Source organism: Acinetobacter sp. UBA1496, assembly GCF_002324975.1.
GTDB classification, from domain to species: Bacteria; Pseudomonadota; Gammaproteobacteria; order Pseudomonadales; family Moraxellaceae; genus Acinetobacter; species Acinetobacter variabilis.
In genome coordinates this window covers 1,377-15,963 of the sequence record NZ_DCRI01000039.1, presented here as the reverse complement: position 1 = coordinate 15,963, position 14,587 = coordinate 1,377, and the positions used below count along the sequence as shown (strand labels likewise).

The window sequence follows — 14,587 nt, the reverse complement described above, 5'->3', positions numbered from 1 at the left end:
GCCGATGGATGTGCATTCTACAGCATTTCAGATGCCTTGCAACACCTTTTTTAAAACATTTGAAACGTGTGTTTATTTTATAAACCACAATATTTATAAATAACTGTTTTATATATAAAAAATATTTTAATAAAAATATTCATTATTTTATTTGGAAATGGTCAAAATAATTAAATATTTGATTATTATTAATTTTATTAAATTAAAAAAGCAAAAAGCAGAACTTTCGTTCTGCTTTTTGTACTCAATCTAATCAGATTAGAACTTCATACTGATTCTTGCCCAGTAATTTCGTCCCATATTATTGAATTGTTCATTGGCCGCCAGACCGACACCTGCATTTCCCATCTTATTCAAATGCTCCGTATAGGTTTTATCTAACACATTATCAATACCCACTGATAAATCGATGTCTTCTGCTAAATTATAGGTTCCATTTAGCGATAATGTGCTAAAATCTGCGCTTGGCTGTAGATCGTATCCAACAATATTACCTTCATTCTTACTAATACGGTTTTGACCATCCACTACACGCCACAATAACCCAACATTGTATTTGTCTTGAATATAGCGCAAGTTAACTCGTGCTTCTAATGGAGAGATTTGGGGTAGCGGCGTATTGTCAGTTGTATTCTCACCCCAAGCGTACATTGCACTAACATCTGCTTGAATAGCATCTGTAAAGCTATAACCAATACCTGCTTCCGCACCAGCAATAATGGCATCAACATTTCTTGAATCGACAGTATTTTGCTTAGCACTCATATGCATTGAATGCCCATGCCCACTTGATTGTGTTTGTGGATATACCATCAAAATATAATCGTTAATTAAGCCTGTATAAGCCGACACCCAAGAATTAAATGCGCCGTGTTCATGCTGATAGCCTAAATCAAGCTGTAATGTTTTCTCTGTTTCTAATTTTTTGAAAGTATTTGCCGTTACACCTTTGTAATCGGTTTTAAACAATTCCCAATAATCTGGCACACGTTCTACGTAACCTAAACCGATATAAGTTTTACTATCATCATGGTTAGGGTGAGTATTTTCAAAACGGATAAATGCACTTGGCAAAAGTTCTGTGCGGCTGTGTTGAGTTTTTAAAGCATCAATTTCAACACGATCAATACGCGCACCTGATACAACACGATTGTTTCCTTCCAATTGATAAGTTAATTCACCAAAAGCACCATAAGACTGAAACTCCATATCAGCTTTTAATGGCATATCCATGCTATTCGACTTCATACCACCAGCATGTTTATTGTGTTGAGAATCAAACCCCGTAATAAGTTGAGTCTTATCCCATTCACTTGTCATAGCTAAACGAGTATTGAGTGTACGGCGTGTTACCTGCATAGACATTGGATTATCCACCATTTGATGGTTGTCATCGTGTGTCTGAGGTACTTTTCTCAAACTATAATTATCCATAATATGGTCATTAAAATTATAGTTCACTTGCGCTTCAATTTTCTTAATTACATCTGTAATATTTTTCTTCTCAACACGCAAACCTAAGCTTTCTCGTGCAAACTGTGAACCATCCATGCCACGCCCTGCATAAACAGCTTCGCCATCAGCTTTTCCGCCTGTTAACTCAATCCATGTGTTTTCATCAGGTGTCCAACCTAATGCAATATCGGTATTCCATCTTTCCCAATCTGATGGAACTTTATTGTTATCACCATCCTTATAACTATCCGATACAGATCGGCTCGCATTTAAACGAATGTATTTTTTATCATCCCCCAATGCTGCTTCAACATTATGATCTAAACGACCATAAGAGCCCATAAGTACACTAGCTTGTCCACGGTAATTTTTATCTTCTGTAAAGCTTTCAGGATTACGTTCAAAAATAACTGTTGCAGCAGAACCTGTATTGGCATATTGAACCGTTTGAGGACCTTTAATCACTGAAATACGGTCATAACTTTCTGGAGAAATATATGAAGTGGGCGAATCCATCCGGCTTGGGCAGGCACCGAGGTTTTCAGTGCCATCAGTCAGGATTTTAATGCGTGAACCGAACATGCCACGAAAGGTCACATCGCCATTGGTACCTGCTCCGCTATTGACCGAACTAAAACCTACAATACTTTGCAGATAATCTGCGCCATCAGTTGCCGGCACTGGCTGAATCGGCTGTTTTGGATCAGCACGAACAATCAGACCATTGGCATCATTACCGGCAGTTGAAGTCACCACAATCGGTGCCATGGTTTGTACTGGCATGGCTTCATTTGCCAGCACCATCGAAGAATAACAAGCAACACAAATCGCAGCCGCAAGGGGCTGTAAAGAAAATTTAGGCTGAGCCATTTTTTATCTCACTGAATACATAAATTGAACACGGCCTAAGTCAGTAAAGACCCAGGCAAAACAACGTGGATTTATGCAAACAGTGGCGGTGCCCGTCCCTGCGGGATTAAAAAGAGTCGTTGAAGGATAAACCAGACATGCTTAAAGGCTTGTTCAAAAGCCAATAGTCTGACCTGAATTCGATCCAGGACTTCTTTCACTTCAAGCTCAGGCGGCAAAACGAGGTTGCCATAGACAGTACAGTACTGACACTGATGACTGGCATCGTGTTCATGCGCCATGGAGTCCGAGGAAATAGGATGCTGATCAAGATGATGAGCAGGATGTTCAGAATGAACATGCGAGGAAACTAAAAGGGCACGCGTGATGGTTTCACAGACCGGAGCAACCTGATATTGCTTCGGCAGCAAAGGCTGTAAGAATACAGCAATCTGTAGAAATACCGCTAGAAAGGAAAGTAGCAGACCTCCCCGCAGAACCATAGGCAAACCCTTAAATTTATCTAGGCTGAGTATAACAAAACCCAATCAAAATTGGGCTTGTTGAATCATAAAAATTGCTTGGGAAAATAATTTTAGCGTTTAACTGCAACTTTTTCCTTATTGCGCTGGCGAACCAGTTTTTCTACTTTTTCACGGGCACGCTGACGTTTTAATGGCGACAGATAATCCACAAAAAGTTTACCATTTAAGTGATCCATTTCATGTTGGATGCACACAGCGAGAAGTCCATCAGCCTCTTGTTCAAAGGGTTGACCATCCAGACCAATTGCCTCAATTTTTACGCGTGACGGACGCTCAACTTTATCGTATATTTGAGGAACTGATAGACAGCCCTCTTCATAAGGCTGTGTTTCTTCAGTCAATGGTGTGATTTTGGGGTTAATGAACACCATGGGTTGATCTTTGTTTTCAGACAGGTCCATCACAATCAGCTGAATATGACGATCGACTTGGGTCGCGGCGAGTCCGATGCCTGGCGCTTCATACATGGTTTCAAACATATCTGCAGCGAGCTGACGAATTTCATCAGTAACTTCTTCGACTGGTTGTGCAATGGTACGAAGACGGGGATCCGGGAAACTTAAAATAGGTAATAAGGCCATACTGCGTCCTCAATTATGCCATTGATCAAAAAACCAAATGAAGGGAATGCTTCATCAAAAAAATGTGTGTAAGATCGTTATTATAACGCAATTACGCACATAATTTTAGGAATTATGATAATGAAAAAGGTTTTGAAGGGCATGCCATTTTTTAGTGCCTTGGGGTTAAAAAATCAAATGCTCGCACTGGCAGTTTGTGTCGGAGTGAGTATGGGAACAATGTATTCAGCCGAGGCAGCTCCTGCCCGCAACGTCAATCCACCTGCTTTAAAAGCCAGTGCGCCTAATGTCTACGTGGTCAAAAAAGGCGATACATTGTGGGATATTTCAAAACGTTTCTTAAAAAATCCGGTGCGTTGGCCAGAAATCTGGGCCAGTAACAAGCACGTGAAAAATCCACATTGGATTTTTCCAGGTGATCGCCTGTTGATGTGTGACTATCAAGGTCGTCCAATTATCGGTAAAGACGAAGGTGATGGCTGTGAAGGTATCATCAGTCGTTATATCGGTAGTACTTCATTACAACCACAGGTTCGCGTTGAATCTTTAAATAATACGATTCCAGTGATTCCATTAGCGCATATCCAGCAATGGCTTGAACGCTATACCATAGTGGCAGCTGATTCAGTTCAAGGTACGCCTTACATTCTCGGCACTGCAGACCAGCGCGTACTGGCCGGTAAAGGCCAGAAGGTCTATGCGCGCGGCAATGGTTTGGTGGTTGGCCAGCGTTATGCGGTGTATCGTGAGGCAGACCCTTATGTCTTTACCGATGCCAATGGCAAGAAATACACGGCTGCTCTAGAGCTGCAACAGGTTGCTTCCGGAATCGCAGTACGTGGCGAAGGTGATGTCACCACGCTGGAATTGACAGATAGCTACAATGCCGAAGTGCGTCGTGGTGACCGTGTATTACCTGAATACGATCCGATGTTGCCTACCCTGTTCTATCCAGTGAATGCAGAAAATACGGTTGCTGGTGGTCAGATTGTGCGTGTACTGGGTTCAATTGGTACAGCAGCACGTCATAGTGTCGTGACGATTGACCGTGGTACGGCACATGGGGTTCAGACTGGCCATGTCTTTAGCGTAAACCAGAAAGGTGAAGTCGTGACTGATCCGAAAACCAAAGAGCGCGTACAGCTTCCAGGTGAGCGCATTGGCAATGTGATGGTCTTTAAAACTTTTGACCAGCTGAGCTATGCTTATGTGCTGGAAAGTGAGTTACCTATCAAGGTGGGTGCCAATATTCAAGCGCCATTGCTAGATGAATAATAGATTGATCTAACTTTACAACTGAAAGAATAAGAAGACACACATATAGGTCTCGATATGCTGAACTCTTTATCACGCGTGCAACTGGAAACACTGACGTTATGGTATCTGGTTCAGCATTCTCTTTCGAGCTTCTATAAAATCAGTCAGCATTATTCAAGTCTGACCACAGCCATACAGCCTGATCAGGTGCCTACCTGGCAGGCGCTTGGCATTCATGCCAATCATGTCCAACGCTTAAAAGACTTCTCGCTTCCAGAATCACAACAGAAATTTCAGCGCTGTCTGGAAAAAGTTCAGCGAGATAGTGATTTTGTTCTACTCTACCATGATCTGCACTATCCCCAGCAACTCAGCCACTATGTAGACAAACCACCGATTATTTTTGGCCAAGGTCAGCCGGATACCCTGCTACAAGCCCAAATTGCAGTTGTGGGAAGTCGCAAGCCGAGTCCTCATGGCCGGCAAGTAGCTTATGATTTTTCCTTTTATTTGAGTGAACAGGGTTTCTATATTAATAGTGGATTAGCACAAGGCATAGATGAAGCTGCTCATCGGGCAGGATTAAAACATCAGGGAACCATTGCGGTGATGGGAACCGGACTGGATCAGACCTACCCTTCTCAACATGCACAATTGCGCCAGGAGATTATTGCGCATGGTGGTGCCGTCATTACCGAGTTTCTACCAGAAACCCCACCGTTGCAGCATCACTTTCCACGGCGTAACAGGATTGTCAGTGGCTTAAGTCTCGGGGTCATTGTGGCTGAAGCGACCTTAAAAAGCGGCTCTCTGATTACGGCCAAACTGGCTGCCGAACAAGGCAAGACTGTATTTGCCATTCCGGGACATATTTATAGTGAATATCATAAAGGTTGCCATCAGCTGATTCGTGAAGGCGCGATTCTGATTGATCACCCGCAACAGGTGATTGAAGAACTGGCTCTGGCAACCCAATGGCAAGCCTTACAAAATGAAGTACAACATGACATGGCGGATGAACTTCCTACACACATACCGCCCCATTTGCTCAGACTTTATAACCAGCTGGACTGGGTCGGACAGGATCTGGATCATCTCAGTCATCATCTGCAACAGGATGTTTCTTCTCTCACCGGTCAATTGATGGAACTGGAGCTACTTGGCTTTTGCACCCAGCAAGCCGGCATGTATCTACGTTGTCGTCCGCATAAATAAGGTTCACAATAGACACTTCTTGTTTTGATAAGGTATACACATGATCACCACCTCTGTTGCCGAAGCAGCTGAATGTCTCAAAGCTGGACAGGTCTTGGCATACCCTACAGAGGCTGTTTGGGGTTTAGGTTGCGACCCCTATAATGAACAGGCATTTCACCAGATTTTAACCTTAAAACAGCGCCCGATTGAAAAAGGCGTGATTTTACTCGCAGCTCATATTTCACAAGTGGAACATTTACTTCAGGATCTAAGTGAAGAAATGCGTGAAAAAGTAATTGAGTCCTGGAGTAATGATCGACCTACAGACCGGGCGACCACCTGGCTACTCCCTGCCAATGACGATATTCCAGGCTGGATTAAAGGCAAACACCCTAAAGTGGCAGTGCGCGTGACCACTCATCCTCTTTGTGTAGCCTTGTGTCAGGCTTTTGGCGGTTTTATTGTTTCAACCAGTGCCAATCCTGCCGGCTTAGAACCTGCACGTTCCCTGCAAGATGCCATGCGTTATTTTGGTCAGGATCTGAATTATCTGAATGGTGATCTGGGACTGAGCCAGAAACCAAGCCGGATTATTGATGCCGTAACAGGTGAAATTATTCGTGACTGAGCCTTTGCTCAGTCATTTTTCTTTTCAAGTCGACTAAAGTTTTAAGACAAAAAAAAGCTCAACCATATAGGGATGGTTGAGCATAAAAAAGGATGTGTATCAATCACATCCAGAGGGTATCGAAATCTCTGGACATTTCAGCAACAGTTGCTGATCTGCGATGGAGCGTATTATGGGCGAACAGTTTAAAAAAAACAAATATATTTTAGCTCTTAAAAAGCAGCTTAAACCTATGATTAATCAATCATTATTTTAAAAAAATTCAAATTATCTTGCTCTTTTTAAAGTGCTTTTTAAAGAACCTAAAACCTCCCATCCTCGACTAAAGTCTATTTGTCTTTATTTACGAGATCATTCAAGCAAAAAAACTAAGTTTGTTTGTTCGTTTTTTAGGCAATTATTTGGCTTTTAGCAGCACCGGCGCCATGGTTTTTTTCTGGGCCAGTACAATGCCGAACAGAATAATCGCCCCACCAATACTGTGATAAATGGTCCAGGCCTCTTTTAACCAGACCAAGGCAATTAAAGCAGTAAACACCGGCATCAGGTTCATAAAGATACTGGTACGGTTCGGCCCCAGACGCTGAATCGCCATCATCCACAGCAAAGGTGCAATCAGTGACGGGAAAATACTGGCGTAGATGACGCTGCCAGCATTGGCCAGATTAATGACATCTAGACCCAACCACGCCACAAACGGCAGGTGATACAGCAATGCAAATAGAATCTGCACATACAGGCTCAGCATGAGCGGAATCTGCAGCTGCCATTTTTTCAGAAAGACCCCGTAAAAGGCATAGAAAAATACGGCAATAATCATCAGCAGATCACCCCACTGGCCGCCAGCATGCAACAGCCCCCACGGATTACCCTGCCCCATCACATAGATCAGCCCGGCAAAGGACAACAGACTGCCAATAATCGCATAGCGATTCGGGATATCGCGCAGAATCAGCATCGACACAAAAATGGTGAAAATTGGAATAAAGGCATTAATAATGCCCATATTGGTGGCGGTGGTGTAATGTGCGGCGGTATACGCCAGGCCCTGATACAGCACCAGACCAAAGGCACTCAGCACTGCCAGCTGTTTCAGATGCGGGACGATCAGGGCACGTTCACGAATCACTCGCGGCAGAATAAACGGGGTCAGAATCAGAAAGGCAAAAAACCAGCGATAAAAACTGATGCTCACCGGCGAAATAAAGTCCGTCACATAGCGGGTCACGACAATATTCAGTGACCAGATCAGGACCGCAGTCAATGGAAGCAGCATGGCCCACCACATTGTTTTTTGCTGCTGCGTCATAACTTCATCCTTGTCTCTATCTATTGTTAATCTATGCCTTCTTGGCAAGTGCCTAAGCATAATTGATTTTTCAACTAAAATTAATGCTATTTGTAGCCGGCAAGTAAGCATTTCACTGATTCCGACTTGTACTATATTTAAATACCCGTTAAAACAAATAGCCCTTATCCATTTAATAAAAAGGAAATCTGATGAGCACTTCTGTGTATGACATTCCGGTAAAAACGATTCAAGGAACGGACACGACGCTGAACCAGTATCAAGGCAAAGTCTTGCTGTTGGTAAATGTGGCATCAAAATGTGGCCTCACTCCACAATACGAAGGCCTGCAAAAACTCTATCAGCAGAAAAAAGAACAAGGGCTGGAAATTCTAGGCTTCCCTTCCAATGATTTTCTGGAACAGGAACCTGGAAGTGAAAAGGAAATTCAGGAATTCTGTTCCCTGAACTATCAGGTGGATTTCCCGCTGTTTGCTAAAATTCCGGTCGTGGGTGAAGCTAAACATCCTTTATATGCTACTTTGACTCAAGCTGTGCCAGAACGTATCGGTGAAGGTCCGTGGTGGAAAGATCTGGTCGACTATGGCCTGACTCCAAATGAACCACCTGAAGTCCTCTGGAACTTTGAAAAGTTCCTGGTGAACAAACAGGGTGAAGTCGTTGCACGTTTTGCACCGGATATCACGGCAGATGATTCACGCCTGCTGGATGCAATCAATGCTGAGCTTACTAAATAAGTCTTTTTAAATAGGTCGGTTGCAACTGATGACCAGTTTAGCCGACCTGGCTCATAGGCATGAACATCGAATTTCATATTTTTTTCACAAACTTATCTAAAATTTATGTTTACTGAAACTGCCCAGACCCGATAAAACATGAGTCTATTTTCATAACAATTCGAGCAAAACAATATGAGTCAGTCCATTTATGAGATTCCGGTAAAAACCGTCACTGGAAAAAATACGACTTTGTCCGATTATCAGGACAAAGTCCTGCTGATTGTGAATGTCGCATCGAAATGTGGTTTAACCCCACAATATGAAGGACTGCAAAAACTTTATAATGAGAAAAAAACCGAAGGACTGGAAATTCTGGCTTTTCCTGCGAATAACTTTAAAGGTCAGGAACCGGGCACAGACGAGGAAATCCAGCAGTTCTGCAGTCTGAACTACAATGTGGATTTCCCGCTATTCTCCAAGATCTCTGTCGTGGGTGAAGATCAGCATCCTCTTTACCATTATCTGACCCAAGCTCAGCCGCAACGTACAGGCGGCGAAGATTTTGCAGAGCGCCTGAAAAGTTTTGGCAACACGCCAAATGAATTACCAGAAGTGCTGTGGAACTTTGAAAAATTCCTGGTCAACAAGCAAGGCGAAGTGGTCGCGCGTTTTGCACCAAATATTCCTGCAGATGATGCTCGCTTGCGAGATGCGATTAATACAGAATTGGCTAAATAATTTGTAACAGTAATGTAAGTATCTATTTCAAGAATAGATACTTATTATTTATTTTAAAATCAAATACTTAAAACCATATTTACGTAGCTCTAAAATCTCCATGATTTACGCTTAATTTTTATTTTTCTACAACACTTCATTCCATATTTATCAATGAGTTGAGCCTAATATGCAGTTATCCCAAGAGAGATAACGATAGGTTCAAAACATGAAAAACTTAGTAAAAGCAGTCATATTTTCATTATCTAGTGCACTTGTGGCGACTTCAGCTTTTGCTGCAGCTCCAGAGCATCACTCGCAACACCATCAGCCACAAAAAACGCATGTTCAGCAGCATGCACAGCATAAAGCCCCTGCACACGATCAACAGCATAAACAGGTACATAAGAAAGTAGATCCTTCACGCGATTGGCGTGTAGGTCAAAAAGTACCGGCTCAGTTTCAGAGCAAAGTGTACAAGGTAGACCACAGCAAATACAAAAGACTCAGCAAACCTGGTAAAAAACAGCAATGGATCAAAGTGAATGGTGACTATATCCTGACCAATGTGATGAGCCATAACATTATCAAAATTATTGCAGGATAAGTTTTATCCTCCTCGGTGAAAAAAGAGTGCTTCGGCACTCTTTTTTAATGTCTTAATAATTTGTATTCAAAATATTTGTTATTACTTTGCAACAATCTTTTTTATCTCCACATTTTATTCTTATAGTCATGCCTTAGAACCACCTGCACCGAGACCATGATTTCATGTCCAAGATTCTTGTAAATGCTCTTCTTCCTTTTGCATTATTTAGCTCAGGCATTTTATTAATGGGCTGTGAACAGGCGACCGAAGCACCGGTCGAGCAAGAACAAAGTACTCTTTCTACTGATCTTGAACCTGCACAGCAAAGTGATCGCACGACGACTGCGCAAACAGAGCTGAAGTCTGGCAATATGTTTTATATGGTGCGTGATGTGGCTGATCTGCAATTCAAGGCAGGCAGTTATGTTGAACAGTTAAAGCAGACCCAAACTGATCTGCAAACTGCGGTAGATACTAAAGATACCCAGCAACTGCAAGCTACAGCAGGCAAGTTACAACAACAGTTGACAGGCTTTAATCAGGCCTTAAGTGAACTGAATTTAAAAAGTCAGGAAATTGATCAGGTACGTAGCAATATCATGAGTGCCAATCAACAGGTTCTAGCTTCTCCTTTACTGAATGGCCAAGTCGATTTCAGCCAGGTTGATTTAAAGAAAATTGAAAGCCAGATGGTCAGTGTGCAAGCTGAAATGCTTAAACTGGCAGGCATACTGATTCAAAACCCAGATAAAGACGCTTCATCAGAAGCTGAACCAGAAAACACCTGATTTACGTTGATATCTCGTTCAAAAAGAAGCCACTGTTTAAGTGGCTTCTTTATTTTAAAAATTCAATATTATTTTTTTGGGCTTTTCACCACTACCAATCGTTTCTGCACAAATTCTTTGAAACCATCAATTGAAAGTTCATGACCATAACCTGAATTTTTGATCCCGCCAAATGGTAGCTCTGGCGCAGTGTCGGTATACCAGTTAATCCAGATCATGCCGGTTTCTACACGTGAAGCCAGCTTTTTCGCCCGCTCAATATTTTGTGAATGAATCACGCCTCCGAGACCATAATTGGAATCATTGGCAATCGATACAATTTCATCTTCATCTTTTGCCACATAAATTTGAGCGACCGGGCCAAAGAATTCTTCATACCAAGCCGGATTATCACGGCTGATATTTTCCAGAATAGTTGGCTGATAGAAATTACCTTCATGTTCATAAGGCTTACCACCAGTCAAAACTTTCGCGCCATTCTCTACAGCTTTATCCACCTGCTTAGTCAGTTTTTCCAACGCATCTGCTGAAGACAGTGGGCCAAGAGTAGTTTCAGAATCCAATGGATCACCAATTTTTAAGCCTTCAAAGACCTCGAGCATGCCCGCTTTAAATTGTTCTGCAATTTTCTCATGCAGGATAAAACGTTTAGCTGCTGTACAAACTTGCCCCGTGTTATTAACGCGTGCCTGACAGCCAATTTTGATCGCTTTTTCCAGATCAGCATCATCCAGCACAATGAATACATCATTACCACCCAATTCTAATGTGGATTTGGTGACATGTTTACCGGCCTGCCCCGCTACTGCACGCCCTGCACCTTCTGATCCCGTAAGAGCAACGCCTTGTACACGTGGATCTGCGATAATATCTGCGACCTGATCACTACTGATAAACAGATTAGTCCACACACCTTTCGGTGCGCCTGCATCAAGAATCAACCGTTCAAAGGCTTCAGCACATTGCGGAACGATGCTGGCATGCTTGGCTACCACAGGGTTACCAATTGCGCAGTTGGGGGCAAAGACACGCATCAATTGATAGAATGGGAAGTTCCAAGGCTCTACCGCCATAATAATTCCTAAGGGATGATGTTCTACCCAAGCTTCTCCCAGTTCCGTTTCATAAGAAACTGGCGCTAAAAACTCTTTGGCATGATCAGCATAGTATTCAGCAATTTTGGCGCAGGTTTCGATTTCACCTTCACTCTGCTTGATCAGCTTACCCATATCCAGCGTCATGATTTTAGCCAGTTCTGACTTGCGTTCCCGCATGTTGCTTGCCAGTTTACGAAGTACCTCAATTCGGGTATCTACGTGTTGAGTCCAATCCGACTTCAGGATTTTTTCTGCAGTATCGAGTGCATGTTGAATATCTTGATCGCTATGCGATGGGTAGTCTTTCAATTTTTGATTGGTAAATGGATTAATAGATTGATAAGCCATAGTTTTCCCTTTTTTCAATTATAAGTTTTGCCTGTTCTAAACTTCTATCGTATTAAGCTATAACAAGCGAAATCTGTTCGAATCATTTAACTTATCACTGATTTTTTTATGGCGTGTGCAGGTTTACAGATTGGTTCAAAACATTACTGAGAAATGGTAAAAGTTATATCGAGCGGTACAAAATAAAGTTTTCTAATAAATATCAAACTAAAGCCAATAGTGCTGAAGTTAGGGTTCGAGCAAACTATAAAAAGCTTGAAGTACCAAGTTTAGCAGAAGGATTTGATGAGACATTTAAGGTGAGGATTGTGGAGAATGGGGAGTTTGAGATTATTCCCCATTCTATTTAAAACATTTCATGTATAAGATTTAAGATTATTCCTCAAATATTTTTTGAAAATATGAATAAACCTCAAATTATTTATAATTTTTTAGAACGTATCAAACCTTATGTAAATGCTGGTACTTTCCAGCCATATGAATGCTTAGCAATTGGGTTAGAAGTCGAACCTGACAGTGAAAATTACGATCGCTTAAGAATACAACTTGCGAATAACATTTATGACTTGGTTGATTTTATGAGAGCTGATCAGCCATCCAATGAATATAGTTGGCAGCAAGACTTAATTGACTTAATTTCTTACACAAGTTTCGATGTTCATAACTTTTACTCAACCGCAAGATCACTCTACCCTGATATTCAATCACATATCTACTCTCAAATTAGGATTTGGGAATTAATCAATAACAAGTCACTCACTTTGAACATTAACGATATAAATGATATTAAAAATAATACTTTAAATTTAATACTTTCTATTTTAGATAATAAATCTTTAGATGATAGCGTTAGATCATTTATTGTTAAAAAATTAAGAAAGATCGTTGAAGCTTTAGACTACTACCATATATTTGGAAACGATGGGTTATTAGAAATTCTTGAAGAATCGATTGGTCATACATTTACCAATCAAAAGTACGAAGATTTTATGAGAAGTGAAAAAAGCCAAGATTGGAAAATGTATTTAGGAGGTTTGGCATTAGGTCTAGGAATAACTGACAGCATCTTTTCTATTGGAAGTACTATTCAAGGTTTACTCCCATAAAAAAACCACCCTTTCGGGTGGTTTTTTCAATCTTAAACCAGCAATTACATTGCGCGGTTTTTGATTTTGCGGATCGTTTCCAGCTGAGCAGCAGTTTCTGCAAGAGCAGCCAAAGCAGCAGCAGAGTCCAAATCGCTCTTTTGATTTGCGAGCAATTGTTCAGCGTGTTTACGCGCTTCAATAATTGCAGCTTCATCCAAGTTTTCTGCACGGACTGCTGTATCAGCAAGAACCGTAACAACATGCGGTTGAACTTCTAGAACACCACCAGATACATAGATTAATTCTTCTGTACCGTTTTCCAAAATAACGCGGATCGCGCCAGGTTGGAGCAAAGTTACCAGCGGAGCATGACCAGGCATAATACCTAACTCACCGCCAGCACCTTTAGCAATTAGCATAGTTACAGTGCCTGAGTACAAAGACTCTTGAACACTTACAACGTCACATTGCATAGTCGCCATGAGAATCTCCTAAATTAGGGAACTAATTAAAGTTTCTCAGCTTTAGCAATCACTTCGTCAATACCACCAACCATGTAGAACGCTTGTTCTGGGATGTGATCGTATTCACCAGCTAGAAGACCTTTAAAGCCACGAATCGTTTCTTTAAGCGGTACAAGTTTACCAGGAGCACCAGTAAACACTTCAGCTACGTGGAACGGTTGAGAGAAGAAACGTTGGATCTTACGTGCACGGTATACAGTAAGTTTGTCTTCTTCTGACAATTCGTCCATACCAAGAATTGCGATAATGTCTTTCAATTCTTTATAACGTTGAAGAACGTTTTGAACTGAACGAGCGATTTCGTAATGCTCAGTACCAACTACAAGTGGATCTAGCTGACGTGAAGTAGAGTCAAGTGGATCGATCGCAGGGTAAATACCTTGTGAAGCGATGTCACGGCTCAATACAACAGTTGCGTCCAAGTGAGCGAACGTAGTTGCAGGCGATGGGTCAGTTAAGTCATCGGCAGGTACGTATACCGCTTGGATTGACGTAATAGAACCAGACTTAGTCGATGTAATACGTTCTTGAAGAACACCCATCTCTTCTGCAAGAGTCGGTTGGTAACCTACTGCAGATGGCATACGGCCTAGAAGTGCTGATACTTCAGTACCCGCTAGTGTATAACGATAGATGTTGTCGACGAACAATAGTACGTCACGGCCTTTACCGTTTTCGTCTTTTTGATCACGGAAGTACTCAGCCATAGTCAGACCAGTCAACGCTACGCGTAAACGGTTACCTGGTGGCTCGTTCATCTGACCGTAGACCATTGCTACTTTGTCTAGAACGTTAGAGTCTTTCATCTCGTGATAGAAGTCATTACCTTCACGGGTACGCTCACCAACACCAGCAAACACAGATAAACCTGAGTGAGCTTTAGCGATGTTGTTGAT

At 41.9% G+C, this 14,587-nt stretch carries 15 protein-coding genes; 8 read left to right on the top strand and 7 right to left on the bottom strand.

The genetic code is table 11. The annotated features are described in order from the left end of the window. Nucleotides 1–258: 258 nt before the first annotated feature. The 3 genes from B3143_RS04500 to def form a co-directional block, all read right to left on the bottom strand. Nucleotides 259–2,325 (bottom strand): TonB-dependent copper receptor, encoded by a 2,067-nt coding sequence (locus tag B3143_RS04500; protein WP_286739672.1) that lies wholly within the window; start codon nt 2,323–2,325, stop codon nt 259–261. Between the two features lie 71 nt (nt 2,326–2,396). Continuing rightward, a complete protein-coding gene (locus B3143_RS04495; RefSeq protein WP_286739670.1) occupies nt 2,397–2,807 on the bottom strand; it encodes a DUF2946 family protein in 411 nt (136 codons plus the stop codon). 92 nt (nt 2,808–2,899) lie between these two features. Continuing rightward, a complete protein-coding gene (gene def / locus B3143_RS04490) occupies nt 2,900–3,430 on the bottom strand; it encodes a peptide deformylase (RefSeq protein WP_004780730.1) in 531 nt (176 codons plus the stop codon). Nucleotides 3,431–3,550: 120 nt separating this feature from the next. Here def and B3143_RS04485 point away from each other — a divergent pair, with 120 nt between their 5' ends. From B3143_RS04485 to B3143_RS04475, 3 genes are read left to right on the top strand one after another with little or no spacing between them, the layout of a single operon-like run. Beyond that, entirely contained in the window at nt 3,551–4,705 is a 1,155-nt protein-coding gene (locus tag B3143_RS04485) for a LysM peptidoglycan-binding domain-containing protein (RefSeq protein WP_104426934.1), read from the top strand. A gap of 57 nt (nt 4,706–4,762) precedes the next feature. Then, nucleotides 4,763–5,902 carry a DNA-processing protein DprA gene (gene dprA, locus B3143_RS04480; RefSeq protein WP_175966351.1) on the top strand — a complete coding sequence of 380 codons (1,140 nt, stop codon included), beginning with the start codon at nt 4,763–4,765 and terminating at the stop codon, nt 5,900–5,902. 40 nt (nt 5,903–5,942) lie between these two features. After that, nucleotides 5,943–6,512, top strand: a complete 570-nt coding sequence (locus B3143_RS04475) for an L-threonylcarbamoyladenylate synthase (RefSeq protein WP_034171542.1) — start codon at nt 5,943–5,945, stop codon at nt 6,510–6,512. Between the two features lie 397 nt (nt 6,513–6,909). Here the strand turns inward: B3143_RS04475 and B3143_RS04470 are convergent, their stop codons facing one another. Further along, complete coding sequence (locus tag B3143_RS04470; protein WP_104426932.1) at nt 6,910–7,821, bottom strand: DMT family transporter; 912 nt, start codon at nt 7,819–7,821, stop codon at nt 6,910–6,912. A 191-nt stretch (nt 7,822–8,012) separates the two neighbouring features. Between B3143_RS04470 and B3143_RS04465 the strand changes: the two genes are divergently transcribed. The 4 genes from B3143_RS04465 to B3143_RS04450 all read left to right on the top strand — a co-directional run bounded on the left by B3143_RS04465 (nt 8,013) and on the right by B3143_RS04450 (nt 10,634). Further along, nucleotides 8,013–8,558: a glutathione peroxidase gene (locus B3143_RS04465; RefSeq protein WP_286739665.1), complete on the top strand. Its 546-nt coding sequence runs from the start codon at nt 8,013–8,015 to the stop codon at nt 8,556–8,558. 174 nt (nt 8,559–8,732) lie between these two features. Beyond that, nucleotides 8,733–9,278, top strand: a complete 546-nt coding sequence (locus tag B3143_RS04460) for a glutathione peroxidase (RefSeq protein ID WP_286739664.1) — start codon at nt 8,733–8,735, stop codon at nt 9,276–9,278. A 208-nt stretch (nt 9,279–9,486) separates the two neighbouring features. After that, a complete protein-coding gene (locus B3143_RS04455) occupies nt 9,487–9,864 on the top strand; it encodes an RcnB family protein (RefSeq protein ID WP_286739662.1) in 378 nt (125 codons plus the stop codon). Nucleotides 9,865–10,028: 164 nt separating this feature from the next. Beyond that, entirely contained in the window at nt 10,029–10,634 is a 606-nt protein-coding gene (locus tag B3143_RS04450; protein ID WP_286739660.1) for a hypothetical protein, read from the top strand. 68 nt (nt 10,635–10,702) lie between these two features. On the opposite strand, the gene B3143_RS04445 is transcribed toward B3143_RS04450, so the two are convergent. Beyond that, entirely contained in the window at nt 10,703–12,079 is a 1,377-nt protein-coding gene (locus B3143_RS04445; RefSeq protein ID WP_005233395.1) for an NAD-dependent succinate-semialdehyde dehydrogenase, read from the bottom strand. A 401-nt stretch (nt 12,080–12,480) separates the two neighbouring features. On the opposite strand from B3143_RS04445, the gene B3143_RS04440 reads away from it, so the two are divergent. Then, complete coding sequence (locus B3143_RS04440; RefSeq protein ID WP_286739658.1) at nt 12,481–13,185, top strand: hypothetical protein; 705 nt, start codon at nt 12,481–12,483, stop codon at nt 13,183–13,185. 44 nt (nt 13,186–13,229) lie between these two features. On the opposite strand, the gene B3143_RS04435 is transcribed toward B3143_RS04440, so the two are convergent. Then, on the bottom strand, nt 13,230–13,649 hold the full coding sequence (locus tag B3143_RS04435; RefSeq protein ID WP_004780711.1) for a F0F1 ATP synthase subunit epsilon: 420 nt from the start codon (nt 13,647–13,649) through the stop codon (nt 13,230–13,232). Between the two features lie 26 nt (nt 13,650–13,675). Further along, a partial coding sequence (gene atpD / locus B3143_RS04430; protein WP_286739656.1) for a F0F1 ATP synthase subunit beta occupies nt 13,676–14,587 on the bottom strand: 912 nt, incomplete at its 5' end.

Excerpts from the sequence above, each read along its gene's own strand:
- B3143_RS04460 (WP_286739664.1), top strand. The coding sequence starts at position 8,733 with ATGAGTCAGTCCATTTATGAGATTCCGGTAAAAACCGTCACTGGAAAA.
- B3143_RS04435 (WP_004780711.1), bottom strand. The coding sequence starts at position 13,649 with ATGGCGACTATGCAATGTGACGTTGTAAGTGTTCAAGAGTCTTTGTAC.
- def (WP_004780730.1), bottom strand. The coding sequence starts at position 3,430 with ATGGCCTTATTACCTATTTTAAGTTTCCCGGATCCCCGTCTTCGTACC.
- B3143_RS04485 (WP_104426934.1), top strand. The coding sequence starts at position 3,551 with ATGAAAAAGGTTTTGAAGGGCATGCCATTTTTTAGTGCCTTGGGGTTA.
- B3143_RS04455 (WP_286739662.1), top strand. The coding sequence starts at position 9,487 with ATGAAAAACTTAGTAAAAGCAGTCATATTTTCATTATCTAGTGCACTT.
- B3143_RS04445 (WP_005233395.1), bottom strand. The coding sequence starts at position 12,079 with ATGGCTTATCAATCTATTAATCCATTTACCAATCAAAAATTGAAAGAC.
- B3143_RS04440 (WP_286739658.1), top strand. The coding sequence starts at position 12,481 with ATGAATAAACCTCAAATTATTTATAATTTTTTAGAACGTATCAAACCT.
- B3143_RS04475 (WP_034171542.1), top strand. The coding sequence starts at position 5,943 with ATGATCACCACCTCTGTTGCCGAAGCAGCTGAATGTCTCAAAGCTGGA.
- B3143_RS04495 (WP_286739670.1), bottom strand. The coding sequence starts at position 2,807 with ATGGTTCTGCGGGGAGGTCTGCTACTTTCCTTTCTAGCGGTATTTCTA.
- B3143_RS04450 (WP_286739660.1), top strand. The coding sequence starts at position 10,029 with ATGTCCAAGATTCTTGTAAATGCTCTTCTTCCTTTTGCATTATTTAGC.
- B3143_RS04465 (WP_286739665.1), top strand. The coding sequence starts at position 8,013 with ATGAGCACTTCTGTGTATGACATTCCGGTAAAAACGATTCAAGGAACG.
- B3143_RS04500 (WP_286739672.1), bottom strand. The coding sequence starts at position 2,325 with ATGGCTCAGCCTAAATTTTCTTTACAGCCCCTTGCGGCTGCGATTTGT.
- B3143_RS04470 (WP_104426932.1), bottom strand. The coding sequence starts at position 7,821 with ATGACGCAGCAGCAAAAAACAATGTGGTGGGCCATGCTGCTTCCATTG.
- dprA (WP_175966351.1), top strand. The coding sequence starts at position 4,763 with ATGCTGAACTCTTTATCACGCGTGCAACTGGAAACACTGACGTTATGG.